We start from the raw sequence: 24556 nt of genomic DNA, 5'->3' as shown, positions 1-24556 counted from the left end.
CATCCACGGCCTATTGCCGATCCCGTCCGGGTCAAGAGGGACTCGAATCGGCCATCACACACTCGCATGCCAGGAGGCTCAGGGTGAACAACGAGATAATCACGAAACGCGCCGAAACCAGGCCGGCCTGGGAGATCACGACGTTCAAGCTCGTCCGTGTTTCGGCCAGTGACAAGGCGTATACGAACGGCGTCCAACAGATCAAGTTCAAGATCGAGCTGGCATTCAACGACACGTTGACGGGCAAGCCGGGTGTACCGACCGAAACGGAACTGGCCAGCCTGACCATCGCGTTCGCCGATGAAAGTCGCCGTCTTCCTCCTGATACGGGCACGGCGACGGGATGGATGACAAGCCCGGGCGTGGCCGGCGCCGAGGACACGACCTATGACAAGGGCTACCTTTCCCATCCGGCTGCGGCGGCGCGCCCGGATGCCTCGTATCCCGGACCGGCATCCTCACCGCAAGCCAGCGTGTTCCGCTACTTTCATATCGCCAATCGGGGAGGCTCCGCCCAACGCATGTCGTTGTGCGCGTACGTGGAATGCGACGACGGGTGGACGTACCTGACAAACGGCAGGCGCTTCGATGATGAAGGTGTCGAGCATGACGCGGACCATGATTCCAGGGAGGATGTCGAGGGCGTGACGCCGGAGGTGTGGGCGATCGATAGTTATCCCTGGGAGCGCGACATTCTTTCCGGCGACGAGGGAGGCAGCGAGTCCCCTGGCCAGCCCGACTACAACCCCGACTCCGTCCATCGCTACACGTTGTCGTTCAAGGATCCGCGGGGGATCGTGATCGGTATCAGGTCGATGGTGGTGTCGCCCGGGGGCATGATCCAGTGGCATGACAAGGTGCACGGCGAGCACCGTGCGTGTTTCACGGGGTATGCCCAGCCGGGAAGCACCGAGTTGATCTGGGATGACGCGGTACCCGTGGGGCCGACGGCTTTGCCCACCCTGCCTTCCGCGGACGAGAAGCAAGGCGTCATCGTCCTGGTGGGGCGGCAGGACATCGCCTACGAAAGCGGCAAGCCGAATGGCCCGCTCACCTTGACCACGACCGATTGGTACGGCAACGCGAATACCTTGAAGGTGCGGTTCAAGAGCACGCTGGGCGAGGGACGATGGACCCTGGTCCTTTATAGGTAAATCGCTTGCCGGGATCGGCAAGGATCGATGTGCAGCGCATGGAGGCATGTATGACGGACGACGGCAAAGCGCTAGTCCCCGCCGAAACCGGCGGCATCCACTCGAATGCCTATAACTTCCTGAGCGCGGTGAACACGGGTGTCGATCCGCGCACGGGTATGTACTCCTGCACGGTCAGCCTGCCGGGCGTGGCGGCGAACAATCTGTGCGGCCCGACGGTGGGGCTGGGCCTGGGTTTCAGTGCGCTCAATCCGGTGGATGCGGGTTTCGGCATCGGCTGGTCGCTGGCGAGCACACGCTACGACACGCGGCGCAAACGGCTGTCGCTGTCCAGTGGCGAGTCGTTCCGGGTGGATACCTTCGTCGATGACAGGGCGACATTCAAGGACCGCAAGCTGCGCACGTTCGACCTGATCCGGGAGGGGTTCGACGGCGACTACCGCATCGTGCACAAGTCGGGGATGTCCGAGCGCCTGCGCACCGATGCGGGAAGCGACGGCGTGGCGGTGTTGCGCGAGGTACGTTCACCGGAGGGCCATGCGGTGACGTTGGAGCAGGGCGCGGCGAACGGGATCGTCAGGCTGCGGAAGATGATCGATGGTACCGGGCGGGTGCTGCTGGCCGTGGATTACGACCAGGAGGGTGCCACGGTGGTGCGCCTGCATCCGGAGACGGCGCAGGCCATGGCGTTCACCTTTCGCTTCACCAACGGCCGGCTGGCGGAACTGGCCTTGCCGGATGGTTACGGCGATGGCTGGTTGTTCGGATACGAAGCGACGACCACGGGCTTGCTCCTACTCACGAATACCACGGTGCCCACGGGCGGCCGGGAAGAAGTCGTCTACCGACAGGACGGCCATGCGCTGCCGGGCAGCGGCAACCAACCGCTGAGCCATATGCCGGTGGTCGTGGCATGCCGTCGCGACCCGGGCCACGGGCAACCGGTGATGGAAACACGCTATACGTATTCGACCCGCAACTATTTCGGCCATGGGGCGCTGGCGACCTGGCTGGACGACGAAGACAACCTGTACCGGGTGGTGATGCCAGAGGGGCGGCGTTACGAATACAGCTCCACGGAAACGCAGTACGACGGCATCCAGGCGGCGCGCACGGTGGAACGGACCTTCAACCGTTTCCACCTGCTGACGCGGGAACTTGCCTCGCAGGCCGGTTGCGTGACCGAGACGGTGACGGTGTACGACGAGGATCCATCGATCTCGTTCGCCAGCCAGGTGCCGTGGTGCCAGCTGCCGGTCGAGGTGAGGACGCGGTACTACCGCGAAGGCGAGCCCGACCGGGTTCGCGAGGATGTGGAAACGCGCGCCTACGACAACGACGGAAATTGCATTGTCCATGGCGACCCTACCGGTGCCCATGAATACTTTTCCTACTATCCCGTCAGCGGTGAAGGAAACGATTGTCCCGCCGATCCGTTGGGTTTCGTGCGTTGCCTCAAGGAGAAACGCATGCGGCCGCCGGCCGGCGCCGTGGGCGACATCAAGGTGACACGGCACGCCTACGAGGTGATCCCCGCCGTCGACGGCAAAGGGCCGGGGCACTTGCTGTCCGTCTACGAGGGCATCCATCGCGAAGTCGACGGGCGCGTGCTCGCCGAACCGTTGAGCGAGACCCGGCAGTCGTTCGTCGCCGATGGCGGCGCGCACCACGGAAGACTGCTGGAGGTGGTGTCGACGGTGCATGGCGTGGACGCCAAGACCGATTATGCCTATGTCGTGGGAACCGCGAAGAACGCCGGTGCGAACGCGGCCGACGAGGCGGTGCTGTTCATGACGACCACCGTGACCGCCAGCACGGGCAACGACGATGCATTGTCCCTGACGACCCGCAGCGCGCGGTCGCTGCTCAGTGGAACGATCGTGATGGAGGAAAGCCCGGACGGCTCCGTGATGCGCCATGCGCATGACGCTTTCGGTCGAAAGGTCAGGCAGACGATGGCGGAAGACACGGCCTTCGCCGCGACGAGCGAGGTGCATTACGCGCTCTCGCATGCCGGAGGCTGGTACGAGGAAACGAGCGTGACGGGCGTGCGCACGCGTACCGAGCTGGACGGCTTCGGTCGTGCGGTGCGCCGGTTGGCGGTGAACTGGCTGGACGACGGTATCGAGCGTGAGATCTCGCGTACGAGCTTCAATGCGCTCGGACAAACGCTATCCGAGACCACGACGGACCACGCGGTGCCGTTGGCCTCCGGCACATCGGGCGAGCTGTCCCTGACGACGCGGCACGTCTACGACGCGTGGGGAAATCTCCAGATGTCGATCGCACCGGATGGCGTCGTCGCCCATGTCCTGGTGGATCCCATCGAGCGCACCGAGGATCGCTGGAGTGAAGCGGTAGGTTCCGGCGTGCGTGAGCTGAGCGAGCATTCGTATGTGACATTCGGTATCCATGGCTGGCCGTTGCGGATCGAGCGGCGCGACGCGCAAGGCGTGCCCCGATCGTGGCGAAGCTACACGTACAACGGATGGGGGCATTGCCTTTCCGACACCGAATCCGCGCCCGGCCTGCCGGACAAGGTGACCTGTTATAGCTACGACGAGTACGACAGGGTGGTGGAGATCACCTTGCCCGACGGTTCGGTCGTGTATCGGACGTACGCCAGGCACGCCGACCACGAGCTCGTCGAAACGACCGGCGTTCGCCATACGCCGGCTGGCGGGACGGTGGAGGTGGATGCCAAACTCGGCCGGCAGGCATTCGACGGCCTCGACAGGCGCACGCTGTTTCGCAGCGGCTCGCGCGAAATCCGATACGTCTACCGGACAACCCGTTCCGGTGAGCCGGATGAGATCCACCTGCCATCGGAGGACGTACTTTCCTGTACGTACGAGAAGCAGTTGGGTCACCGCCTGACCGCGATCACGGATCGGGCGAGAACGGTGGAATGTCTTTTCGACTACCACCCTGTGCTGGGTCAGCTCCAGTCCGCGGCCAATGCGCTCGGCCAACACGATATCGAATACCTGCCCAGCGGACGCGTGCGGGCCGAGCGCTTTCGCTTCGGCACGCATGATGAGCACGCCACCTACACCTATACCCTGCTTGGCCTGCCGGCGACGTATACCTTTGTCGACGGCGAAACGAGCGGCCTCCGGTATGACGAATGTGGAAGGGTCTCGAGGGTCGACAACGACACGCTGGGAGTCGAGTTCGTATACGACGCGTTCTCGCGCACGCGAAGGATCAAGACCGAATCCGCCGACCGCGAGCGTTCCATCGACATGTCGCTGGCCTACGACGACGGTGGCCGTGAAATCGAACGCGTGCTTGTCTCGCGGAGTGGAGCGGCCACGCGAACGCAGACGCTGGCCCAGACGTATACCGCCGATGCAAAGCTCCGCACGCGAACCTGGCTTTCCGAGGACGGTTCGCGCGAGGAGTCGTATGACTACGATATCCGTGGGCGCCTGCTGGAATATGCCTGCACGGGTATCCATGCGCCCATCGATCCGTGGGGTCTCGCGATAGCCGGGCAACGGTTCACGTTCGACGCGTTGGACAACATGCTCACGCTGGAGACGACGTACGCGGACATGGACGTCCCACCCAGGAAGAGCAGCTTCACCTATGCGCTGGACGATCCGACCCAGCTCATCCGGATCGAACGCGTGCAGGGTGCCAGCGAAGAGATCGTCCCGTTGGAATACGACGCTTGCGGAAACCTGAAGTACGACGAGGCCCAGCGCCGGATGGAGTACGACGTGGCGGGACGGCTGGTCCGCTGGACGCGCGGGAGCGCCTGGCAGGACTATCGTTACGACCCGTTGGACCGGGTGGGCGCGGTCGGTGGACCGGCTCCGACACGGTTCCGTTATTACCGGGATGGCCGGGTGGCCCGGGAGAGCGACGGCGTGACGTCGTCGTCGTTCCATGCCTTCGACGGCGCGTGCGTGGCGCAAAGCACGTCCGATGCCGTGGGGACGCATACGGTCCTGCTGGGTACCGATGCACAGGGTTCGGTCGTGAGCGAAGTGGGGGCCACGCTGGCCTCGCCAGCCTATGGTGTCTACGGGTACCGCCCGGAAGAGGAGGGCGGCAGCGATATCGCCTATGCGGGGGAACTCAAGGAGCGTGACGTGGGTTGGTACCTGCTGGGCAGCTATCGGGTCTACGACCCACGCTTGATGCGCTTCCACAGTCCCGATGCGGCCAGTCCCTTCGGGCACGGCGGACTCAATGCCTATGCCTATGTCTCTGGCGATCCGGTCAACCGCATCGATCCCAGCGGCGAGGGCTGGCTGGACTGGCTGATCGTCGGCATCGGCGCGATCGGCACGGCGATCGGCGTGGCCGCCTCGATGGGTACGCTCGCCCCAGCCGCGGCCGCGTTGTGGGCCGGCGCGGCGGTGACCTTCACCCAGGCGGCGGCCGTGGTTTCGACCGGAGTCGGCGTGTTGTCGGTCGCGACGGGTGCCGCGTCGGTCGCGCTCAATGAAACCGGGCACGAATCCGAAGGCAACGTGTTGGGGTGGATGTCCATGGGTTATGGCATCGGTTCGGCCGCCGTGGGCGCGGCGCCGGCGGTGGCCGCTTCGCGTGTCGGCCGTGCGATGGCTTCAGGAGCCGGCAAGGTACGCGGTGCTTATAAATCGCTCAGTGAACTGCCCTGGCGGCTCCGCAATGCCGGTGGGAAACCCAGCAAGGTGAGCGCGATCGGGTCACGCGGGAATCCCACTGCGCCACGGGGGCGGGTAAATCCCGGCTTTGCCGGGGAGGCGGCAGAGGGCGTCGTACCGTCATCGAACCCTTGGGGCGGGATGACGGGTGCCTCCAGGGTGAACCTGGCCGCGCAGCGGTTGAGCCGGGGACTATCCATGCCCGAGAACCTCGTTACTCCACGCATGGCGGAGGTATTTCCGGACGGCATCGGCAATGAATGGAACCATGTGGCGACCTTGCTCGGTGCCAGGAGAACACCTTCACCCGCCCCGTTCAACCAGCTCTCGCAGGGCGACCTCGTGGGAAGCGGATTCACCGACAACGAGCTTGTCGGCGCGATTGAAGGGATGAACATTCCCCGCGACAACGCGTTTGCGCAAGAGCGCCTGGCGGAGTCCGCCGGCCTCTTTCGACGATTCATGCAGACCGGAGAGATGGATGCCCTCCGCCAGTCGAGCGAAGCCCTGCGCCTGGCTCGCGATGGGACGCGAACACATATGGTCGTGCCGCCGCGCCGGTGATCCGTCTATCCTTCCTCACGTGCGTTGCGTGCCCGCGTGACCCTGCTGGCTGTCTCCTTGCCTAGCCGTGCGGCGAGCCACGCACCGGTTTCGATGAGCTTGTCCAGGTCGATACCCGTCGTCATGCCCATGCCATGCAGCATGTACACGACGTCCTCGCTGGCGACGTTGCCCGTGGCGCCCTTGGCATACGGGCAACCGCCCGTTCCAGAGACCGCACTGTCGACCACGCGCACGCCTTCGTCCAGGCAGGACAGGATGTTCGCCAGCGCCTGTCCGTAGGTGTCGTGAAAATGGACGGCCAAGGCATTCATCGGCACTTCGCCGGCCACGGCGCGCAGCATGTCGCGTGCCTTCGTCGGGGTGCCGACGCCGATGGTGTCGCCCAGCGAAATCTCGTGGCAACCCAGCTCGTGCAGGCGACGCGCGACGCGCACGACATCGGTCACGGCGACCTCACCCTGGTAAGGGCAGCCGAGCACCGTCGACACATAGCCGCGCACGGCGACGCCATCGGCACGCGCTCGTTCGAGGACGGGCATGAAGCGATCGATGGACTCGTCGATCGAGGCGTTGATGTTGGCGCGGTTGAACGCCTCGGACGCCGCGGTGAACACGGCCACCTCGGTGGCCCCGGCGTCGCGGGCACGTTCGTAACCTTGCAGGTTCGGCACGAGCACCGGGTAGACCACGCCAGGCGCCTTGCGGATGCCACGAAACACCTCGGTGGCGTCCGCAAGCTGGGGCACCCATTTCGGGCTGACGAAACTGGTGGCCTCGATGGTGGCGAGGCCCGTGGCGGAGAGGCGGTCGATCAGCTCGATCTTCACCGCCGCGGGCAACAGGGTCTTTTCGTTCTGCAAGCCGTCGCGCGGGCCGACTTCGACGATGCGGACGTGATTCGATGCGTTCATGCGGGTTTCCATCAGGCCGTTTCCGTGAAGCGGACGAGGATCGCATCGGCATCCACGAAATCGCCTTGCGCGGCGGATACGGACTCGATCGTGCCGGCACGGGGCGCCTTCAAGGCCAACTCCATCTTCATCGCTTCCATCACCAGCAATTCCTGGCCTTCCTCGACCACATCGCCTGCCGTGGCGCGGACCAGGACGATGCGTCCCGGCATCGGAGCGACGAGTTGGCGTGCGCCCGTGGAGGCCTCGCCGGCCCACGCGTAGGCGGGAGCGCGTTCGAACGTCCAGCGGCGGCCCTCGTCGTCGTGCAAGCGGATACGCGTCCCTTCCATCGACAGGGGGACGCGCCGTGCCCGGTCGTCGAACCGGGCGGACAAGATCCCGTCGCCCAGGCGCGCACCTGCCACGGTGCACGAATGATCACCCTGGTGGAGGACGTAGTGGCCGTCGTGTCCGTGCGCGTCGATCTCGTGGCGGGTATCGCCCTCCATCAAGGCGACCACGCGCTTCCCTGGGTGACCCAGGCGCCAGGCATCGGCGTTGGCCCACGGCGAGTGCGGGTCGCCGGCGGTTGCAGCCGGTGTCGCCTCGTCGGCGAGCAGGATGGCCGTGGCGGCGGCGAAACGCTCCAGGTCGCCCGCACGCGTGGTGCCGGTCAGGAATTCGTCGGGATGGCGGTCGAGGTAGCCGGTGTCGATGCGGCCTTCCACCACCGCGGGGTGCCGGGCAAGGCGCTCGAGGAAGGCGACGTTCGATTTCGGCCCGGCGATGTCGGTCTGGGCGAGCGCCTCGCGCAGGCGTTCGAGCGCCTGTACGCGGTCGCGGTCGTGGACGATGAGCTTGGCGATCATCGGGTCGTAGAAAATCGTCACCGTGTCGCCGGCGACCACGCCGGCATCCAGGCGCACATGCCTCGATGGCCGGGGCAGCGTCAGCGCCGCAAGGCGGCCGGAACCCGGCAGGAAGTTCGCTTCGGGGTCCTCGGCGTAGAGGCGCACCTCGATCGCATGGCCGCTGGCCCGGACATCCTCCTGGCGGAGCGGCAGCGGCTCGCCATGCGCCACGCGCAGCTGCCATTCGACGAGGTCGAGGCCAAGGGTTTCCTCGGTGACCGGATGCTCCACCTGCAGGCGCGTGTTCATCTCCATGAAGAAGAATTCGCCATCCTGGCCGACGATGAATTCGACGGTGCCCGCGCCCACGTAGTCCACCGCGCGCGCCGCGGCGACCGCCGCCGCGCCCATCCGCGCACGGCGTTCCTCGTCGAGGAAGGGCGAAGGCGTCTCTTCGAACACCTTCTGGTACCGGCGTTGCGCGGAGCACTCGCGTTCGTTGAGGTGGATGATGTTGCCGTGGTTGTCGCCGAACACCTGGAACTCGATATGTCGCGGATGCTCGACATATCGTTCGAGGATCACGCGCGTGTCGCCGAAGGCATTCGCTGCTTCGCGCTGGGCCGAGGCGAGCGCCTCGGCGAAGCCGGCCGCGTCGCGCACGATACGCATGCCCTTGCCACCGCCCCCCGCGGCGGCCTTGATCATCAGCGGGAAGCCGGTCTTCGCGGCTTCGGCGGCCAGGTGCGCCGGGTCCTGGTCCTCCCCGTGGTAACCCGGCACCAGCGGCACGGCGTGTTTTTCCATCAGCGCCTTCGCGGCGGCCTTGGAGCCCATCGCATCGATGCTTTCGGGGCGCGGGCCGATGAAGACGATGCCGGCGGCGGCGCAGGCCCTGGCGAAATCCGTGTTCTCGGAAAGGAAGCCGTAACCGGGATGGATGGCCTGGGCGCCGCTACGCCGCGCCACGTCCAGGATGGCCTCGCCACGCAGGTAGGACTCCGCCGGCCGGGGTCCGCCGATCGGCCAGGCTTCGTCCGCCAGGCGCACGTGCTGGGCGTCGGCGTCGGCCGTGGAATAGACGGCGACGGTGCGGATGCCCAGGCGGCGGCAGGTCCGGATCACGCGGCAGGCGATCTCGCCACGATTGGCGATCAGAATGCAGTCGAACATGCGGCTCCCGTCGGGGTTTCGGAGGGGGATGGGAAAAGCGGGAAAGCTAGCAGATCGCGGCGTCGCGGCGGGTTGCGGCGCAGCATCCGGGCCACCATGGATTTGCAGTACGCGGACGGGTCGCCTAGCCTTGGAGGTCCCGGAGGGCATCCACGTCTTCCCTTATCCCCTCCAGAGCGAGAATTTTTCATGCAGATCGCCAATCGACACGCCGTTTCCTTCCACTACACGCTGACCGACGACCAGGGCAACGTCATCGACAGTTCGGACGGGCGTGAGCCGCTGGCCTACATCCATGGCGAAGGCCATATCGTGCCGGGCCTGGAAAAGGCACTGGAAGGCCGCTCGGCCGGCGACCAGTTCAAGGTCGACGTGGCCCCGGAAGAGGGCTACGGCCCGCGCCACGCGGAATTGATCCAGGTGGTGCCGCGCGCGGCATTCCAGGGTGTGGAGGACCTACAGCCAGGCATGCAGTTCCAGGGTCGCAACGACCAGGGCAGCATCAACGTGACCGTGAGCAAGATCGAAGGCGACAACGTCACCGTCGACGGCAACCACCCGCTCGCCGGCCAGACGCTGCATTTCGCCGTCGAGATCACCCATGTCCGCGAGGCCAGCGAGGAAGAGCTGTCGCACGGTCATGTCCACGGCGAAGGTGGCCACCACCACTGATCGTCCGTCGAGCAGCCTGTGGGGGTCACCCCACAGGCGCTGGATCAATACCAGTCGAGCAACGACACGCCGAGGCCCAGGTACGTCGCCCGGTGGTTGTAGTCGATCAGGCTCTCGCCGTAGCCGTTGAATATCTCGAGGTAGCCGCGCAGGTTGCCCGCCACCGGGAAGCTCCATGTCCCGCGTAGCGACCCGTGGGAGCGGTCCCCGCCACGGAACGAATGACGCGCGGTCAGGCCGAATTCCTGGCGGCCCACCTCATGTACCACCTGGATCTCGCCGCGGCCCATGTAGTCCTGGATGTCGGGGTTGTCGTCGTCCTTGCGATCTTCCGGAATGCGCCACCAGGGACGCAGCATGATCGTCCAGCCTTCGCGTTCCAGGCCGATGTCGGCGACCACGCGGTTCCAGCTGCGCGAGAGCGGATCGGCGCGCCCGTTGGACTGATGGTTGATGCCGATGCCGGCAAGGCGGCCGGTCCAGCCCAGCACCTGATAGTTCGTATTGAAGACCAGCAGCGCCTCCGGCTCGTAGTTCGTCTCGCGGAAGGGACGTGAGTTGTCGGAGTTGTAGACCTGCCACCGCGACGACTGCGTGTAGCCGACCCAGACGTCGCCGTTGTCGTCGAAGAGGTTTTCCGCGACCTTGGTCTTCAGGCTGATCTGGAACTTGGCCTCGACGCTCTGCAATTCCTGCGGTGTCGTGACCGTGTGGTCCGGAGCGGGGCTGTGCGGCGTGGTGTTCTGCTTCGTGGTACCGAAGAACGGCAGCGCGTAGGTGGGCTTGTAACCGCGCAGGTTGAAGGTGCCGAGCTTGGATTCGGGGGAGAGCTCCCAGCGGCTGTCGAGCAGCGAAAGCGGCCTGGCGAGGTTGCCCGAATTACGCGTGGCCAGGTCGACGCTGACCGATTCCCCGCTGCGGTCTTCCTTCTTGATCGCCTGTGGCAACTGGTCGCGACCCACGGCCTTGTCATAGCAGAGCAGGCGCTGCGAATCGGTCTCGATGCCGGCGCAGGCGCGGATGTCGATGGGGCTCGGGTTCTGCGCGAGCGCGAGGCCCGTGTGCAGGCACGCGTAGGCGCCGATGGCGCCGGCGGCGCGAAATGGCTTCATGTTGGTGTGACTCCCTGCGAGCCGGGCTAGCACCGGCGAGGGAGGAGTGTAGCGGGCGTGGCCGTGTGAAGAACGTGCAGCGTTACTCGTCGCGGGAGCCGGCTCCGGGTTTCCAGCCCGGAGCCGGATGCGAGAGGTTTACTGCCCGCTGGCGCCCGACTTGCTCACCCAGCGTTGGTACTCGGCCTTGGAGATTCTTCCATCGCGGTTGCTATCCGCGTACTGGAAATCATTGGCCAGCAGGGGATAGGCGGACGCCTGTTCCGCGCTGATCGAGCCCTTGCCACCGGCGAGCGTGGCGAAATCCGGCGCGGGTCCCGCCGGCTTCGCCGGCGCGGGGCCACTGTTCACGGAGACCTGGCCCTGCGGTGTCGACAGGGTCGTGCCGGACGTGCTTCCCTCGGCGCCTGGAGCGGGTGGCGGCAATGGCGCGTTCGCCGGAGGGGGCGGTGGCGGTGCGCTGGTCGCCTGTGGGGGCATGCCCGGATCAGGCGTTGCCTGTGTGGTCGGTGGCATGTTGTCGGCCGGTGGCGCGGGGGGTACGGCCCCCGGCGGTGGGGGTGGCGGAGGCGGAACCCGTCCCGACGGTGGGGCATCCTGGGCGAATGCCGCGCCTGCCAGCAGCAGCGATGCGCCGAAGGCGACGGCGCGAACTTGCTTCTTCATCGAAAGCCTCCTTTCGTCAGCGTGGTGGACATACCGGGACGCGTCAGCGCACGGCTATCGTTGCCCACGCTAGCAAGGGGCGATTTAATGGCGGCCCAATTGCGATAAGGCCTCCACCGTGTCGTCACGCCTATCCGACGGCGCCTCCACGGGCGACGTGCTCCACCTTTCATCCCGGTCCGCCCAACTCCTGCACCTCGCCGCGCAAGGCTTGCTGAAGCGGAGTACCCGCAAGGCACGCAAAGCCGACATCACGACGACCATCGCGCGGATGGGATTGCTTCAGATCGATACGATCAACGTCGTCGCACGCAGCCCCTACATGGTCCTGTTCTCGCGCCTCGGTGGCTACCGCAACGAATGGCTCGACGAAACCCTGGCCGAGGGCCTCATCGCCGAATGCTGGGCCCACGAAGCGTGTTTCGTGCCGTCCGGCCAATTCCGCTACCACCGCGACTATCGCTCGGGGCGCGCGGGCCATTGGGCGCACAAGCACGCCGAACGCAGCCATGCCGAGGCGCGCACCGACATGGATGCGCTACTGGAGCGGATTCGCCGCGAGGGTCCCCTGCGTGCCGCGGATTTCGAACGTGATGTTCCGGCGAGCAAGGGCTGGTGGGGCTGGAAACCGGAGAAACGCTGGCTCGAGGCATGGTTCGCACTGGGCCGGCTCATGGTGACGCGCCGGGAGCGTTTCCAGCGGGTCTACGATCTCGCCGAGCGGGTGACCTCCCGTTGGCCCGAGCCTCCACCTCCTGGCACCCTGGACGAGGCGGTCGTGCGCCGATATTTCATCGCCGAAAGCGTGCGCGCGCTCGGCATCGCGAAGGCGCGCTGGGTAGCGGATTACTTCCGTCTGCGTCCGCGCGTGACGGACGAGGAACTGGTGCCGATGCTTGCCGATGGCTCACTGGTACGGGTAGCGGTCGACGGCTGGGACGAGCCGGCCTACGTGCACCGCGCGCACGCGTCCCTGCTCGACGAGGCGGCACGGGGAAGCCTGAGGGCGACGCGGACCACGTTGTTGTCCCCGTTCGATCCCGTCGTCTGGGATCGCGCCCGGGCGATGGACCTGTTCGGTTTCGAATACACGATCGAGTGTTATACGCCCGCAGCCAAGCGCAAATACGGCTACTACGTTCTCCCCATCCTGCATCGCGGCCGGCTGGTCGGGCGCCTGGATGCGAAAGCCCATCGCCAGGGTGGCTTGTTCCAGGTTCTGGGCATCTGGCTGGAGCCAGGCGTGGCCCTGTCCCCGGCGCTCGTCGAGGGGCTGGCCTCGGCGATCGGCGAATGCGCCGCCTGGCACGGCACGCCTCGGGTGGTGGTGGAGCGAAGCCAGCCCCGGGGGCTGGCTTCGCTCATCGGCAAGGCCTTGGCCGGTTGATCAGCGGGTGGAAGCGGGGGCAGGCACGTCCGTGCACGACTTGCCGTGCAGCGCTTCCTTGAGCTGGTTGGCCAGCGATGTGCAGCGGTTCGCCAGTTGATCGCGCATGTCGGCATCCTGCGACTGCCGCAGCAGGCTGGTCCGCATGAGCTCGTAGCGGTTTTCTATCTGGTCGCGGGCGTAGATGCCGGCGGCCAGATGGCAGCTCTTGTAGCTGGCCAGGTATTCGTCGCAGGATGCGATGCCGGTGTTGTCGGGCAGGGGAGCCTGCTTGCCACTCGTGCGGGCGCCGCCACTCTTGGGAGCGGTGTTCGTCGACGTCGTGGAGGTGGCGGCCCTGGTACCGCCACTCGCCGTGGTGGTGGTCGAAGTCACGGTGCGGCTGGTGGTGGGCTCCGGCTTGGTCTTCTGGTCCGAGCAGGCGGCCAGCGCGAGGGCGCCGATCAGGAATGGGGCAATGCGGATCATGGAGCGGTTCATGGGTCGTCGGTCCCCCTTGGCGAGCGTGGACGGATGGTAGCCAAAGTCGCACCGCTAGTGCGACGCTGGGCAAGGATGTCCCCAACCGGGGTGAAATCCGCGTCAGCGATGGCGCCGCCGGGGGCAATTCGGGGTCATCGCTATTTCCTTCAGGTACGAGTATAGTCTCCGGACTGTGTTTGCCGGGGTCATAGAGTTATGTTGACCCGATGCAGCTGATCACGTATCCGCAACATCGCTTCGCTCCTCGCGTTTCCTTGCACACCAGTAATGCGGCGACTTAAAACAAGTCGCTGGTTTCATTCGTAAATCGTATTGGAGTGTTTCTATGTCGGATCGTGAGATCGGCACCGTTAAGTGGTTCAACGATGCAAAGGGTTTTGGCTTCATTTCCCGTGAAGCTGGCCCGGACGTGTTCGTCCACTTCCGCGCTATCCAGGGCAACGGCTTCAAGTCCCTTGCCGAAGGCCAGAAGGTCTCCTTCAAGGTCGTGAATGGCCAGAAGGGCCTGCAGGCTGAGGAAGTCCAGGCCGCTTAATCGGCCGGGGCAACCCAAGTTTTGCGAAAAGCCGGGCGGCGACGCCCGGCTTTTTTTGTTTTTCGCGGAAGAGCGGCGGCGCTTTGCACTTCAGCTCTCAGGCTCGGCTTTGCCCTCGCGGTTGGGGGTGTGCGGGGCAGAGCCGTCGGCCGCCACCCTCGTCGCTCCGGTTGCACCGTCGCTCGGGAAGGGATGCCGCTGCGCGGCCATGTTTGATGGCTGCGCCCCGTCGCGCCCGTCGCGCCGGGCGGGGTTTTCGATTCGCCCCCCTGGCTCAGCGAAAACGGCCGGCCATCCCTGGCCGGCCCCCTGACGGGCCTTTTCGCCCGTCGCTCCTCGGTTCCACACGTCGCGACGAGGGTGGCGGCCGACGGCTCTTCCGAGCACTGAGGGGGCGGGCGACAAAGGCAACGCCGTTTACCTGGGGGGATACCGTTCCCGGACGAATGCCGTCTTCGGGTGAGATCCCCTCGCGCGGGTGGGAAGCGGGCTGGCCCGCGATTCGCCACCCTAATTTCGAGCGAATGAGGCCATGCATCGCCACCGAGCGAGCGGTGACAAGCCTCGCCCGATCAGTGCAAGGCCTCCTTCGCCACGGTAGAGGTTGAGGACTCGCGGGCCAGCCCGCTTCCCACCCGGGTGCGGTAGGCAACACGGAGAGCGGCACGCGACACGTGGCGAGCGTCGCTTTTCCCACCAATCCCCCCCAGGGTCGAGAGAGCTGCCGGGCGCCACCCTCGGCGCGACATTAGGAGCCGAGGACGGGCGGGCGGAAAAGGCCCGTCAGGGGGCCGGCCAGGGACGGCCGGCCGTTTCCGCTGAGCCAGGAGGGCGAATCGGAAACCCCCGCCCGACCGTCCGAGCCCGAAGGGGCGCCAGCCATCAGACACGGCCGCGCCAGCGGCATCCTTACCCAAGGGACGGCGACTACCGTCGCGCCGAGGGTGGCGCCCGGCAGCTCCCCTCGCCGCACACGACCAACGCGAGGGCGAAGCCGAGCCCCCGACACCGATCAATAGAGGCGAAGGATCCCATTTCCCCGCTTCTTCACGCTTTTCTACGTGATCGACGTCAAAAAATCGTCTCCTGTAGGGGTTCCCCTACAGAACTTCCGAAAAATGTGGTTATTATCTGATCCACTGTGTCTGCGCGGTCACGCGAGTGACCCGATGTAAGCGAGCAGTCTGACGCTCCATCGCTTCACCCGGTCCTGCATTCCCAGTAAGTCGCCGGCTCGCGAGCCGGTTTTCGAGTGTTGGATAGAGGTGTGTGTGATGGCAACAGGTACTGTGAAGTGGTTCAACGACGCCAAGGGCTTTGGCTTCATCACCCAGGATGAAGGTGGTCCGGATGTGTTCGTGCATTTCCGTTCCATCCAGGGCAACGGCTTCAAGTCGCTGCAGGAAGGCCAGAAGGTGGAATACACCGTGACCCAGGGCCAGAAGGGCCCGCAGGCGGATAACGTCGTCCCGAAGTGATTCGTTCGGGTTGGCCTTGAGCCGCCCGTCCTTGCATGACTTCCGCCCCTTCGGCGCAGCCGCGCCGGAGGGGCTTTCGCGTGTCCCGCGGAGCCACCCATGACCACCATCCCCATCGACGGCAAGCCGCGCGATCTCGGCAACGGATTCGTCGTACGGCGCATGCTTCCGCACCTGAAGGCGCGGCACGTCGGACCCTTCGTATTCTTCGACCAGATGGGCCCCGCGGCGTTCGCCGACGACGCGGGACTCGATGTTCGTCCGCATCCGCATATCGGCCTCGCCACCGTCACGTGGCTGTTCGATGGCGTGATCCGCCACCGCGACAGCCTTGGCAGCGCGGTGGACATCCATCCTGGCGACGTGAACTGGATGACCGCCGGCCGCGGCATCGTGCATTCCGAGCGCACCCCGCCGGAGGCGCGGCACGGCGGCAACCTGCACGGCATCCAGGTATGGGTGGCCTTGCCGAAGTCGCACGAAGGCATCGATCCGGAATTTCACCATCACGCCGCGGGCGAGTTGCCGAAAGTGGAGCGTGACGGTGTCCGGCTCGTCGTCATCGCAGGCGATGCCTTCGGCGAGACGTCGCCGGTACGCGTGTTCGCTCCCATGTTCTTCGTCGAGGCGCGCCTCGAGAAGGGCGCCCGTCTGTCGATGCCCGCTCAGCATGCGGAATGGGGCGCCTACGTGGTCGAGGGCGCCGCGCGCTTCGGCGAGACCGATCTCGCCGCGCTGGAGATGGCCGTGGCACACGAGGGCGAGCCGCCGGTGCTGGAAGCGAAGGAGCGATCGCTGGTGATGTTGTTCGGTGGCGCCCCACTCGATGGCGAGCGCCACCTGTGGTGGAATTTCGTGGCCAGTTCGAATGCGTTGATCGAGGCAGCCAAGGCCGACTGGTCCGCCGGCCGCTTCCCGGTCGTGCCCGGCGACGAGTACGAGCGGATTCCCCTGCCCACCTACTGATCGGAGCAGCAAGGGCATGGCCAGGTTCGCCAGTTTCCGCGAGTTCTATCCCTACTACCTCGGCGAGCATGCCGACGTGCGTTGCCGCCGCCTCCATTTCGCCGGGAGTTGGGTCGTACTGGTGGCGTTGGTCATGCTCGTCGCCACCGGCCAGCTCCGTTGGTTGGTGCTGGCGCTGGTCGGTGGCTACGGTTTCGCCTGGATCGGGCACTTCGTGTTCGAGAAAAACCGGCCGGCGACCTTTCGCCATCCGATCTACAGCCTCATGGGTGACTGGATGATGTTCGCCGACATCTTGCGCGGGCGCGTATCGTTGCGCTGAGCTGGCCGGGGTCGGGCCGGGCGTCCATCATGCGACCTCGGCGGAGGCATCCTGGCGATGGCATTCGCGCTGCGCGCGCCGCGCCGCGCTCCACGAATCGATCGCCATCTCGCCGCGGGCTCGCCGGCACACCTCGACCAGCCTTTCCACGTCCGCGTCGCTCATGCCGGCGTTCAGGGTCAATCGCAGCAGTGAACGGTTGACCGTCGTCGCCGGCGCGCTGAACACCGAGCCGAACACGCCGTGGCGCTCCATGATGTCGCGCACGCGGCCGGTCAGGATTTCCTGCCCCGCCTCGAACGCGACGATCTGCTCGGTGCCGTCCCCGATGGGGTAGCCCAATGCGGCCAGTTCGCGGCGCACGTGGCGGGTGATCCCGCGCAGCCGGCGCCTGCGCCAGCCTTCGGCCTGAATGACCCGGTGCGCGGCCGAAAGGCCCGCCAGTTCATAGGGCAACAGGGACGAACTGAAAATTGCGGGCAGCGCCTCGCAGCCGAAGTAGTCCTTGAAATGCGTCGTGCAGGCGATGAAGCCCGCGCGGGAGCAGTAGGCCTTGGCCAGGCTGGCCGTGATGAAGTGCACGCGATCGTTGAGACCGAGGCTGGCCACGAGGCCTTCGCCGCGGCGCCCGTGCGTACCGAGCGAGTGGGATTCGTCCACGACGAGGACGCAACCGTGCTCCCGGGCCACGCGCGCGATCTCGACCAGCGGAGCCACGCTTCCGTTGGTGCTGTAGACCGCATCGACGACGATCACGCCCTGGCCGTTGCGCAACACCTGCCGTTCGAGGTGGGCCACGTCGTTATGCAGCACGGACACGGCCTTGGCGCCCGCGCTGCGGATGCCTTCCCACAGTGACGCGTGGGCCAGCATGTCGACGTACACCGGCACGCGTTCCGTGGCGATGGATTGGATGAGGCCCACGTTGGCCGCGAAACCGGATTGGGCCAGGATGCCGTCCTCGCTGCCGACGGCTCGCGCCAACTCGGCTTCCACGCGGTGCAGCGGCAACCCGGCATCCTGCTGGAACAGCGCCGACATCATCATTCCCAGGCCCCCTTCGGCCAGGGACGTGCGCTGCGCTTCGACGATCCCGGGATGCCCCGCGATGGAGAGATAGTCGTTGCTCTGGAGCATGAGGTCGCCATCGCTCGGCCGCCGGCCCCTCAAAATGTGACGCCCACCCCAGTCGACCGCCACGCGTTCGTTGTGGAATCGATCGACCCTTCGTGCGACGAAATCAGGAAGCGCGGGTGCCTTGGCAGGGCGATGCAGGACGGAAACGTTTTCCATGGTTCATCTCTCTCTGGTGAATGGATGGGCGAATTCAGGCGCCGCCCGAGGGGCGGCACGCGTCGGCCTCGCCCGGGCAGACGCGAATTCGTTAGAGAGGGAGGCGTCCCGCCAGGGCACCGCCGTGCGGAACCCCCTGCCTCATGCCATTACCAGAGAGACGTCCCGGGGACCGGGTGGTCCGAACGTGACGATGGATTTTCGGGCCGAACGGCTACCGCGCGCGCCGGAAGCTCCGCCACGGGAAGGTGAACTCGTTTGGATTCAGGGCCCGGCTAGATGAAGCGCGGTCTGCTGTCGGCGGCCAGGCTCAGGTCCTGTTCGCGTAGCCATGTGCGGTAAGACTTCACATGCTGCAGGCGGAACCGCTCCACGTCGTCGATGAGAGCGTAGTAGTACCACTGTTCGCCGGAAATGGCCGTTGCCGGGTACAGGTGCGATTCCGGGTGGCTGACGCCCTTGTGGTAGAAGCCGTCCCGTGAATTGAACCAGGGCAGGGCCTCGCCACTGCGCAGGGCTTCCAGGACCGTGGCCGGCGCCCCCAGATCCGCCGCGATTTCATAATGCGTGCGCAGGTCCTCGTCCGTCTGGACGAGGAGGAAACGGCCGATGCCCCATGCGTCGACCAGGAGCAGCCCGGTGGGATTGCAGTGCACGTAGCATTCCACCGGCTGGAACGTGGCCGTGACGCTCTGCAGGACTTCGCGGAAGGCCGGGTCGCGCAGGAAACGGAAATTGCCCAGGGCCAGGGTCTCGGCGACGAAAGCGCTGGCGCGTTCGAAGTAACGGTGCTGCAGTTCGGTGATGGCGGTCTGCAATTTTTCGATCGCGAGCGGGTCGTTCTTCCGGATGAAGCGGTCGATCACCCCTGAATTGAAGGCATCGATAGCCGTCGCGTCGTCGGCGCGGCCGGTCAGGAGGATCTTGCCGATATGCGGATTCGGCAAGCGCTTGCAGAAGGTGATGCCGTCCATCTCGGGCATGGCCTGATCGACCACCACCACGGAGATCTCGGCGAACCGCTCGGGGTCGTAGACCACCCGGTGGATCGAGTCGATGTCCAGGGCGACCAGTTCCTGCGTTTCCGAAGGACGGTCTTTCCAGCGGTACAGCCAGCCGCCGCCAGGCACGGGGCGGCTGCCGTTGTTGCCCAGCGTGGCCAGGGCGCTTCGCGGGGAACTGAACGTGCGCACCCGCACCATCGGGTCGAGCAGCAACGGGACGACGTCGAGGTATTCCTCGTGGTCATCCACGAGTACCGTCGTGGTCGGGAAATGGAAGGGCTGGATATCGCCCTGTGAGTTCAGCGTCATCACTGCCGGTCCCCGGTCTCCGGATGCGGGAAGGTAAGGGTGAACTCGGTGAATTCGCCCAGGTTGGTACGGCATGCGATGCCACCGCCCATATGCTCCATCGCCGCGCGACAAAAAGCGAGACCTATGCCCAATCCGGTGATGGTTCCGCTCCCGGCGCTGTCGCTCGAATAGGAATAGAAACGGTTGAAGATACGGGGGAGCACGTCCGGCGGGATGCCGGGGCCGGTGTCGAGGACCCGTATCCGGTTGGCCTGTTCGTCCGGCTCGATATACACCCCGATCTCCCCCTTGCCGGCCCGATCGATGTGGAACAGGGCGTTGCGCAGCAAATTGAAGAGCACATGGACCACCAACGCTTCCTCCCCGAGCAGGCGAAAATCGCCCGTGGGTGACAGAGTGATCCTTTCGCGCTCCGCGCGCGAGCCATAGGGGAAGCGGCGCAGGGCCTGTTCCACGCATTCGCGCGCCCCCAGCGGGGTGAGCGGTACCTCGCCGATCGGCCGGGCGGAGAGCAGCAGCATGTCGATGATGGTGTTCGCGTAGGTGACCTCGCGCTCCATGACGCCGATGCTGCGCTCCAGCGCGTGCAGGTTCTGTGCGCGCACGTCGGGTACGGGCAGCCCCTGGCTCTCGGCCAGCCGGTGGCTGCGGAGCAGGTCCGGCATGAAGCGGGCGACGGCGCGCGCGGCGATGCGCAAGGAACCCAGGGGGGTGCGCAACTCATGGGCGATGTTGTTCGAGGCGGCCGTCAGGGCGTCGATCCTCGACTGTTCGGCCATGTTGGACGACACGGTACAGGTGGCTCCGCCGACCATCGCGAACAGCAGGAGAGGGATGTACTCGAGCATCGTCTGGGTGTGCAGGTGCGCATCCGGCGAAAGCACGAACGCCAGCGCGGCGATCAGGCTGCCCAGGGTGAACACCACGAGGAAGCTGGCGATGTCGAACAGCATCATCAGCAGCATCACGCAGGCGAGGTGGGTCATGAGCCATGCCGGCGTGGCGTTGCGCAAGGTCATGTAGCCGACGAAGAACGGCATCGCCACGGTCATCGCGAAGTACCAGTACGTCGGCAGGTGCGTGCGCAGGCGCCGCGGCCACCATGGCAACAAGGCCAGCGGGATGAAGGTGGCGCTGCAAAGCAGCCGCATGGGCAGGTTCTCGTACGGCTGCGGGAACAGGTACGCCCATACCGGGTAGTACACGGCGAGGGAAAAACTGCCGACCACGCCGATCGCGACCATTTTCGGTTGCGAATAACGCGTGCGCAGGAACATCGTCGTTTCGAACCGGGCCATCGCGCGCAGCAGCAGCCATAACCGCATGCGGAAGAACTGCCGGGGGCGGGTCGAATTGTCCGGAGGCGTGGACATGGAGGGCATGGCGTCCGTCACAGGTTCGAGGGGCAGGCGAACGCGTTCATCGGTACCGCTGGTGGCAGGCCTGGCAGGCCTCGCCGATGGGGGCGAGCACGCCGGCCAGGGCCGCACAGCTGCCAGGGGCATGGGAAATGGCGTCGTCGAGCGCCACGACGAGTTTGTCCCCTCCGTCGTAGAAGGGCGCGTCCATGCCGGGGAAGGCCTCGCGGACATCCCCGGCGTTTTCCCGCATGCGCGACAGGTGGGCCAGCGAGCTCTTGGCATCGCATTGTTTCGCCCGCACGTTGGCGCGCAGGACGCCCATGTGATGCTGCATGACCGCCATCACGCCGAGATGGTACGGCGTTCCCTGGCGCAGCGCGGACAAGGCGAAGGTGGCACCCATCGCGCCGACCACGAGTCCGAGGATGACGAGTAACAACGGGCGCATCGGTGGTCCATGGCAGCACGAGGCCGCCAGCATAGCCGACGGTCCCATTCTTTCGATATGAGACAATGAACACGGATTCCTTGATCGAGACCCACGTGAGTACTGCCCAGGCAGAACGTTTCGCCGGCATCGAGCGGCTGTACGGCCGCGGCAGCCTGGACCGCCTCGCGCATGCGCATGTCTGCGTGATCGGCGTGGGTGGGGTGGGCTCCTGGGCGGCCGAGGCCCTGGCCCGGAGCGGCATAGGCCGGCTCACCCTGATCGACGGCGACGACGTCTGCCTGTCGAACACGAATCGCCAGCTGCACGCGCTGGACGGCCAGTACGGAAAACCCAAGGTGGGCGTCGTCGCCGAACGCGCGCATGCGATCAGCCCGACCATCCGCCTGGAAGCGGTAGAGCGTTTCCTCACCCCGTCGACCCTCGACGACTTGCTGGACCGCAACTACGACGTGGTGATCGACGCCTGCGACGCACTCAAGGTCAAGCTCGAGACCATCGTCTGGTGCCGCCGGCGCAAGGTCCCGCTGGTGACCGTCGGCGCGGCGGGCGGACGTACCGACCCCACCCAGGTCCGCGTTCGCGACCTTTCGCGGACCGAGCACGACGCCATGCTCAGCATGATCCGGAAGAAGCTTCGCCAGGAACATGGATTCCCCCGCAACCCGGACCGCTTCTTCGGTGTTTCCGCGGTCTACTCGCTGCAGAACGTGCGCTATCCGCAGGCCGACGGCAGTGTCTGCGGGGTGCGTCCGCCCGGTGGCGACGCGCTCAAGCTCGACTGCGGCGGTGGGTTGGGCGCGGCCACGCACGTGACCGGGGCGTTCGCCTTCGCGGCGGTAGGCAAGGCACTCGAAAAACTGACATCGGCCCGAGGCTGATCCTTCAGCGCTCGGCGGCCACGATCCGCAAAGCTTCTTCGAGCCGGCTGGGATCTTCCTCGGCACCCATGGCGAGGCGGATGCCGGCAGCCGGTTGCCCCGTGCCGACGAAGTGCTTCGACGCGGCGACGTGGACGCCGCGTGCGAGGAGGCGTTCCTCCATGGCGGACGCCTCCGGCAGCGGAAGCCACGCGTGCAGGCCGCTTCCGGATGTGACCAGGTTTTCGCCGATGATCCGGCGCGCCATTTCGGCGCGCGACGCCATGGCGAAGGTCAGTTCGTCGAGTAGCGTCTCCGCCGTGCCGTCGTCCATCCAGCGGGCGACGATGGAGGCCGGAAGCGCTGGCAGGCCGTCCTGCTCGAGCTGGATTCTGGCCGATGTAGCCGCCTGCGCCGCCGTGTCGGCATGCAACATCCAGCCGACCCGCAGTCCCGGGCCGAGGATCTTGCCGATGCCCCCGCAGTGCACGGTTCGGTGGGGAGCGAGGCGGGCCAGTGGCGGCAGGCCCTCGCGCACCGGCCGATGCAGCGGTGAGTAGACGTCGCCCTCGACGATGGTCAGGCCAAGGCGCTCCGCGACCTCCACGATGTCCAGGCGCCGCTCCAGCGGCATGGTCGCCGTCGTCGGGTTCTGCAACGTGGGCTGGACATACAGGGCCCGGGCGCGGGATCGCACGGCCGCCTGCATCAAGGCATCGGGCCTCATGCCATGCCGGTCCATCGCCACGTCGACGCAACGCGTGCCGAAGTGCCGTGCCATGCGACGGACGCCATGGTACGTGTGTTCCTCGACGAGGATGGCCGCATGCCTCCCGGTGGCGGACGCGGCCAGGGCGAAGGCGAGCGCGTGCCGCGCGCCGATCGTCAGGGCGATGAGCCGGGGGTCGACCGGGCCGTGCCCTCCCACGCGTTCGAGCCAGCGCGCGATCGCCTTCCTGATCCACAGGGCGCCGGCGGGATCGGGATACGCGAGCGACTCGGCATCCACCGGCGTGGTGGCCAGCGCGGCGCGAAGGCGGGTCACGACGCTTCCGCGAAGGGGGAGGTTCACCGCCAGGTTGTAGCTGGGTTCCATGGTCGCATTGTAGGGCCCCCCGCCAGGGCTGCTAGGCTTCGCCACCATGTGGTGCGTCTATCTGATCGAATGCCGGAACGGCGCATGGTATGCGGGGATCTCCAACGACCTCGACGCACGCTATGCCGCCCACATGGCGGGCAAGGGAGCGCGTTACACGCGGGCCAATCCGCCGGTACGGCTACTGGGCTTTCGCCCTTTCCCCGACCGCTCGGCGGCGTCGAAGGCCGAGTACGAGGTGAAACGCCTGCCGAAGGCGAGGAAGCTGGCCTGGCTGAACGCCCAAGACGGCACATAGCTCCGGGAGCATCGGGTACCCGTCGATGTTGGACTGGCATAGGATGGGCCCGATGAGAAACGGAATTCCACAAACATAAGGAGGCCATGCCATGGAAGCTCGCCTGCACACGAAAATCACCCCCGATTGGTACCGCTGGATCGGCGAGTCGCTTGCCGCCGGCCACGCTCCCGCTGACATCCTCGGGATCATGAAACAGAATCGTTTCGACGAATGGGCGGCACGCGACGCGATCGCCGAGGCCCTGTTCGGCGGTATCGCCCCGCGGCAACCGGCGCAGGCACCCGAACCCGCCGCGTTCAGCAGCCGCCTCGAAGATGGCCATGTCCTCCATGTGGGCGATCGCGGCGTACGTGTACTCGTTCGGGTGTCCCGTCCGACCATCGCCGTGCTCGATGGCGTGCTGGACCCGGTCGAATGCGACCAGCTGCGCAGCCTGGCCACCACGCGCCTGGCTCGCTCCGAGGTGGTCAGCCCGGGCACCGGTTTCGGCGTCGTGCAGGACATCCGGACGAGCGAAGGTGCCAACTTCGGGCGTTCGGAGAACGAGCTGATCGCTCGTGTCGATGCGCGCGCCGCCGCGATCATGCGGATGCCCGAGGACCATGGGGAGGGCCTGCAGGCCATGCGTTATGGCGTCGGCGCCCAGTACGTGCCCCATTTCGATTTCTTCCCGCCGGACGATCCGGGCAGCCAGTCGCACCTGAAGAATGGCGGCCAGCGCGTATCGACCCTGATCATGTACCTCAACGATGTCGAGGCCGGTGGCGAAACCGTCTTCCCCCGGATCGATTTCAGCTATGTGCCGCGCAAGGGGCAGGCCCTGTATTTCGAGTACACGGCGCCCGACGGATCGCTCGATCCATTGTCGTTGCATGGCGGGGCACCCGTGATCCGCGGCGAGAAGTGGATCCTTACCAAGTGGATGCGCGAGCGGTCGTTCCCTGGCTGAACCGTGACCTCTGGCCTATATCCGGCCCACGCC

General features: G+C 66.1%; 21 protein-coding genes. 11 read left to right on the top strand and 10 right to left on the bottom strand.

Features of this window, described 5'->3' with window-relative positions; translation table 11 throughout:
• Positions 1 to 83 precede the first annotated feature (83 nt).
• Both ACR9Y6_RS08735 and ACR9Y6_RS08730 read left to right on the top strand, forming a co-directional pair.
• Positions 84 to 1154 (top strand): hypothetical protein, encoded by a 1071-nt coding sequence (locus ACR9Y6_RS08735; RefSeq protein ID WP_481280934.1) that lies wholly within the window; start codon positions 84 to 86, stop codon positions 1152 to 1154.
• A gap of 50 nt (positions 1155 to 1204) precedes the next feature.
• Positions 1205 to 6358, top strand: coding sequence for an RHS repeat domain-containing protein (locus ACR9Y6_RS08730; RefSeq protein WP_481280933.1), 5154 nt, complete (start codon positions 1205 to 1207; stop codon positions 6356 to 6358).
• Positions 6359 to 6363: 5 nt separating this feature from the next.
• On the opposite strand, the gene ACR9Y6_RS08725 is transcribed toward ACR9Y6_RS08730, so the two are convergent.
• Positions 6364 to 7272 (bottom strand): hydroxymethylglutaryl-CoA lyase, encoded by a 909-nt coding sequence (locus ACR9Y6_RS08725; protein WP_481280932.1) that lies wholly within the window; start codon positions 7270 to 7272, stop codon positions 6364 to 6366.
• A gap of 11 nt (positions 7273 to 7283) precedes the next feature.
• A complete protein-coding gene (locus ACR9Y6_RS08720; RefSeq protein WP_481280931.1) occupies positions 7284 to 9278 on the bottom strand; it encodes an acetyl/propionyl/methylcrotonyl-CoA carboxylase subunit alpha in 1995 nt (664 codons plus the stop codon).
• Between the two features lie 189 nt (positions 9279 to 9467).
• On the opposite strand from ACR9Y6_RS08720, the gene ACR9Y6_RS08715 reads away from it, so the two are divergent.
• A complete protein-coding gene (locus tag ACR9Y6_RS08715) occupies positions 9468 to 9950 on the top strand; it encodes an FKBP-type peptidyl-prolyl cis-trans isomerase (protein ID WP_481280930.1) in 483 nt (160 codons plus the stop codon).
• Between the two features lie 44 nt (positions 9951 to 9994).
• Here the strand turns inward: ACR9Y6_RS08715 and ACR9Y6_RS08710 are convergent, their stop codons facing one another.
• The gene (locus ACR9Y6_RS08710) at positions 9995 to 11062 is read right to left on the bottom strand and encodes a phospholipase A (protein WP_481280929.1); all 1068 of its coding nucleotides are present in this window, start codon (positions 11060 to 11062) and stop codon (positions 9995 to 9997) included.
• Between the two features lie 138 nt (positions 11063 to 11200).
• Entirely contained in the window at positions 11201 to 11728 is a 528-nt protein-coding gene (locus ACR9Y6_RS08705) for a hypothetical protein (protein WP_481280928.1), read from the bottom strand.
• Between the two features lie 118 nt (positions 11729 to 11846).
• Between ACR9Y6_RS08705 and ACR9Y6_RS08700 the strand changes: the two genes are divergently transcribed.
• Positions 11847 to 13115 carry a winged helix-turn-helix domain-containing protein gene (locus ACR9Y6_RS08700; RefSeq protein WP_481280927.1) on the top strand — a complete coding sequence of 423 codons (1269 nt, stop codon included), beginning with the start codon at positions 11847 to 11849 and terminating at the stop codon, positions 13113 to 13115.
• On the opposite strand, the gene ACR9Y6_RS08695 is transcribed toward ACR9Y6_RS08700, so the two are convergent.
• Positions 13116 to 13583 (bottom strand): hypothetical protein, encoded by a 468-nt coding sequence (locus ACR9Y6_RS08695; protein ID WP_481280926.1) that lies wholly within the window; start codon positions 13581 to 13583, stop codon positions 13116 to 13118.
• A gap of 340 nt (positions 13584 to 13923) precedes the next feature.
• On the opposite strand from ACR9Y6_RS08695, the gene ACR9Y6_RS08690 reads away from it, so the two are divergent.
• The 4 genes from ACR9Y6_RS08690 to ACR9Y6_RS08675 all read left to right on the top strand — a co-directional run bounded on the left by ACR9Y6_RS08690 (position 13924) and on the right by ACR9Y6_RS08675 (position 16899).
• Positions 13924 to 14133 (top strand): cold-shock protein, encoded by a 210-nt coding sequence (locus ACR9Y6_RS08690; protein ID WP_371024729.1) that lies wholly within the window; start codon positions 13924 to 13926, stop codon positions 14131 to 14133.
• Between the two features lie 1274 nt (positions 14134 to 15407).
• On the top strand, positions 15408 to 15611 hold the full coding sequence (cspE, locus tag ACR9Y6_RS08685; protein WP_089973954.1) for a transcription antiterminator/RNA stability regulator CspE: 204 nt from the start codon (positions 15408 to 15410) through the stop codon (positions 15609 to 15611).
• Between the two features lie 99 nt (positions 15612 to 15710).
• Positions 15711 to 16577, top strand: coding sequence for a pirin family protein (locus tag ACR9Y6_RS08680; protein ID WP_481280925.1), 867 nt, complete (start codon positions 15711 to 15713; stop codon positions 16575 to 16577).
• Between the two features lie 16 nt (positions 16578 to 16593).
• The gene (locus ACR9Y6_RS08675) at positions 16594 to 16899 is read left to right on the top strand and encodes an Mpo1-like protein (RefSeq protein ID WP_481280924.1); all 306 of its coding nucleotides are present in this window, start codon (positions 16594 to 16596) and stop codon (positions 16897 to 16899) included.
• 27 nt (positions 16900 to 16926) lie between these two features.
• Here the strand turns inward: ACR9Y6_RS08675 and cqsA are convergent, their stop codons facing one another.
• The 4 genes from cqsA to ACR9Y6_RS08655 form a co-directional block, all read right to left on the bottom strand.
• Positions 16927 to 18192 carry an alpha-hydroxyketone-type quorum-sensing autoinducer synthase gene (gene cqsA / locus ACR9Y6_RS08670; protein ID WP_481280923.1) on the bottom strand — a complete coding sequence of 422 codons (1266 nt, stop codon included), beginning with the start codon at positions 18190 to 18192 and terminating at the stop codon, positions 16927 to 16929.
• Positions 18193 to 18467: 275 nt separating this feature from the next.
• Positions 18468 to 19505: a response regulator gene (locus tag ACR9Y6_RS08665; RefSeq protein ID WP_306847883.1), complete on the bottom strand. Its 1038-nt coding sequence runs from the start codon at positions 19503 to 19505 to the stop codon at positions 18468 to 18470.
• Positions 19505 to 20881 (bottom strand): sensor histidine kinase, encoded by a 1377-nt coding sequence (locus tag ACR9Y6_RS08660; RefSeq protein WP_481280922.1) that lies wholly within the window; start codon positions 20879 to 20881, stop codon positions 19505 to 19507. The genes ACR9Y6_RS08665 and ACR9Y6_RS08660 overlap by 1 nt, the downstream gene beginning before the upstream one ends.
• Before the next feature lie 46 nt (positions 20882 to 20927).
• Positions 20928 to 21317 carry a cytochrome c gene (locus ACR9Y6_RS08655; RefSeq protein WP_481280921.1) on the bottom strand — a complete coding sequence of 130 codons (390 nt, stop codon included), beginning with the start codon at positions 21315 to 21317 and terminating at the stop codon, positions 20928 to 20930.
• 65 nt (positions 21318 to 21382) lie between these two features.
• On the opposite strand from ACR9Y6_RS08655, the gene ACR9Y6_RS08650 reads away from it, so the two are divergent.
• Complete coding sequence (locus ACR9Y6_RS08650; protein ID WP_481280920.1) at positions 21383 to 22198, top strand: tRNA threonylcarbamoyladenosine dehydratase; 816 nt, start codon at positions 21383 to 21385, stop codon at positions 22196 to 22198.
• A gap of 4 nt (positions 22199 to 22202) precedes the next feature.
• Here ACR9Y6_RS08650 and ACR9Y6_RS08645 read toward each other — a convergent pair whose 3' ends face one another.
• Complete coding sequence (locus ACR9Y6_RS08645) at positions 22203 to 23273, bottom strand: aminotransferase-like domain-containing protein (protein ID WP_481280919.1); 1071 nt, start codon at positions 23271 to 23273, stop codon at positions 22203 to 22205.
• A gap of 46 nt (positions 23274 to 23319) precedes the next feature.
• Here ACR9Y6_RS08645 and ACR9Y6_RS08640 point away from each other — a divergent pair, with 46 nt between their 5' ends.
• Together ACR9Y6_RS08640 and ACR9Y6_RS08635 are read left to right on the top strand one after the other, a co-directional pair.
• Entirely contained in the window at positions 23320 to 23571 is a 252-nt protein-coding gene (locus ACR9Y6_RS08640) for a GIY-YIG nuclease family protein (protein WP_481280918.1), read from the top strand.
• Between the two features lie 91 nt (positions 23572 to 23662).
• Entirely contained in the window at positions 23663 to 24523 is an 861-nt protein-coding gene (locus ACR9Y6_RS08635) for a 2OG-Fe(II) oxygenase (RefSeq protein ID WP_481280917.1), read from the top strand.
• Positions 24524 to 24556: the final 33 nt, after the last annotated feature.

The sequence above is a fragment of the Luteibacter sp. TLI7-4A genome, from assembly GCF_056754745.1.
The sequence above is the reverse complement of the archived record's forward strand: the minus strand, read 5'-3'. Positions and strand labels throughout refer to the sequence as shown.